The sequence below is a fragment of the Stenotrophomonas sp. 3diitr2024 genome, assembly GCF_042136455.1.
Lineage (GTDB): Bacteria > Pseudomonadota > Gammaproteobacteria > Xanthomonadales > Xanthomonadaceae > Stenotrophomonas > Stenotrophomonas sepilia.
The window spans coordinates 1-307 of record NZ_JBHHMJ010000041.1; the positions used below are offsets into that span (position 1 = coordinate 1).

At 61.6% G+C, this 307-nt stretch carries 1 pseudogene; it reads right to left on the reverse strand.

What is annotated here, in order from left to right:
- Positions 1-190: 190 nt before the first annotated feature.
- Positions 191-307 (reverse strand): annotated as a pseudogene (locus tag ABGA94_RS00900) (magnesium and cobalt transport protein CorA); the annotation flags it as partial.

Below are 307 nucleotides of genomic sequence, written 5' to 3' on the forward strand. Positions count from 1 at the left end.
CCCCGACAGGTTATCGGCGGCGGTGGGTAGATCCACGCCATGCGTGGATGAATCCGCATCGGAATCAACTATTCGATATCTGATCGAAATGCAGCCGAGCGTGGGCTCGGCTCTACAGCAAGGTCGGCCTGCGACCGGAACCTTATTTGACGCGTGCGGAGTATTCGCCCGAACGGGTGTCAACGCGGATCACTTCGTCCGGAACCAGCTCGCCCTGGTAACGGCGCAGCTGGGCCAGCACATCCTGCAGCGGCGCCACCGCCATCCGCATCTTGTTCAGTTCGCGCTTGAGCTCGTACAGGCGCAC